The sequence below is a fragment of the Amycolatopsis alkalitolerans genome (genome assembly GCF_006152065.1).
GTDB classification, from domain to species: Bacteria; Actinomycetota; Actinomycetes; order Mycobacteriales; family Pseudonocardiaceae; genus Amycolatopsis_E; species Amycolatopsis_E alkalitolerans.
The window spans coordinates 1-2,042 of sequence record NZ_VDFW01000068.1; the positions used below are offsets into that span (position 1 = coordinate 1).

Genomic DNA, 2,042 nt, shown 5'->3' on the forward strand with positions numbered 1-2,042 from the left:
TGGACCTCTACGAATACCAGGCGAAGGATCTCTTCGCCGCGCATGGTGTGCCGGTGTTGCCCGGCGCGGTGGCGAGTACCCCGGAGGAGGCGCAGGCGGTCGCTGAGGGGATTGGTGGTCGGGTTGTGGTGAAGGCGCAGGTGAAGACGGGGGGTCGGGGTAAGGCCGGTGGTGTGAAGCTCGCCGAGAACCCGGCCGAGGCCAAGACCAAGGCCGGGGCCATCCTGGGTCTGGACATCAAGGGCCACATCACCCACCGCGTGCTGGTGACCGAGGCGTCGGATATCGCGGAGGAGTACTACTTTTCCTTCCTGCTGGACCGCGCGAACCGCACGTTCCTCGCCATGGCGTCGGCTGAGGGCGGGATGGAGATCGAGCAGTTGGCGGTGGAGCGCCCGGACGCCCTCGCCAAGGTGCCGGTGGATGCGATCGTCGGCGTCGACAAGGCCAAGGCCGTCGAGATCCTGACCGCGGGCAACTTCCCCGAGGTCATCCGTGACCAGGCCGCCGACGTCGTGGTGAAGCTGTGGGAGACCTTCGTCGCCGAGGACGCCACCCTGGTCGAGGTCAACCCGCTCGTCCGTGACCCACAGGACAAGATCGTCGCCCTGGACGGGAAGGTCACCCTGGATGAGAACGCCTCCTTCCGCCACCCCGCCCACGAGGACCTCGTCGACAAGCAGGCCGAGGACCCCCTCGAGGCGAAGGCCAAGGCCAAGGACCTCAACTACGTCAAGCTCGAGGGTGAGGTCGGCATCATCGGTAACGGCGCCGGCCTGGTCATGTCCACTCTCGACGTCGTCGCCTACGCCGGGGAGAAGCACGGTGGCGTGAAGCCCGCCAACTTCCTCGACATCGGGGGTGGCGCCTCGGCGGAGGTGATGGCCGCGGGGCTGGATGTGATCCTGAACGACCCGGCGGTCAAGTCGGTGTTTGTGAACGTGTTCGGGGGGATCACCGCCTGTGACGCGGTGGCTACCGGGATTGTGGAGGCGTTGAAGATCCTCGGCGAGGAGGCCAGCAAGCCGCTGGTGGTGCGCCTGGACGGGAACAATGTCGAGGAGGGCCGCCGGATCCTGAACGACGCGAACCATCCGCTGGTCACGCAGGTGGACACCATGGACAACGCGGCGGACAAGGCCGCCGAGCTCGCAGCGGCAGGAGCCTGAACCGATGTCGATCTTCCTCAACGAGAACTCCAAGATCATCGTGCAGGGCCTGACCGGGTCCGAGGGCACCAAACACGCGACCAAGATGCTGCAGGCGGGTTCGAACATCGTGGGTGGGGTCAACGCCCGTAAGGCGGGGCAGACGGTCACCCTCGCCGGGAAGGACCTCACCGTGTTCGGCACGGTCGAGGAGGCCATGAAGGAGACCGGCGCCGACGTGTCGGTGATCTTCGTGCCGCCGCGGTTCGCCAAGGACGCCGTCATCGAGGCCATCGACGCGGCCATCGGTCTCGCCGTGGTCATCACCGAGGGCATCCCGGTGCACGACTCCGCGTACTTCTGGGCGCACGCGGTCGCGAAGGGCAACACGACCCGGATCATCGGCCCGAACTGTCCCGGGGTGATCTCGCCCGGCAAGTCCAACGCGGGCATCATCCCGGCCACCATCACCGGTCCCGGCAAGATCGGTCTGGTGTCCAAATCAGGCACCCTGACCTATCAGATGATGTACGAACTGCGCGATATCGGGTTCTCCACCGCCGTCGGCATCGGGGGGGACCCGATCATCGGCACCACCCACATCGACGCCCTGCAAGCGTTCCAGGACGACGCCGACACCGAGGTCATCGTCATGATCGGTGAGATCGGGGGCGACGCCGAGGAACGCGCCGCCACCTACATCCAGGCCAACGTCACCAAACCCGTCGTCGGCTACGTCGCCGGCTTCACCGCCCCCGAAGGCAAAACCATGGGCCACGCCGGCGCCATCGTCTCCGGCTCCACCGGCACCGCCCAAGCCAAAAAACAAGCCCTCGAAACCGCAGGCGTCAAAGTCGGCAAAACACCATCCGAAACCGCCGCACTGGCACGGAA

The 2,042-nt window shown here is 66.4% G+C and carries 2 protein-coding genes; both read left to right on the forward strand.

What is annotated here, in order from left to right; all coding sequences use genetic code 11:
- Positions 1-1,169, forward strand: a 1,169-nt coding sequence (sucC, locus tag FG385_RS33625; protein WP_139100856.1) for an ADP-forming succinate--CoA ligase subunit beta, incomplete at its 5' end; no start/stop codon positions are given.
- 4 nt (positions 1,170-1,173) lie between these two features.
- Positions 1,174-2,042 (forward strand): succinate--CoA ligase subunit alpha (gene sucD / locus FG385_RS33630; protein WP_139100857.1); only part of this gene is annotated, 869 nt, incomplete at its 3' end.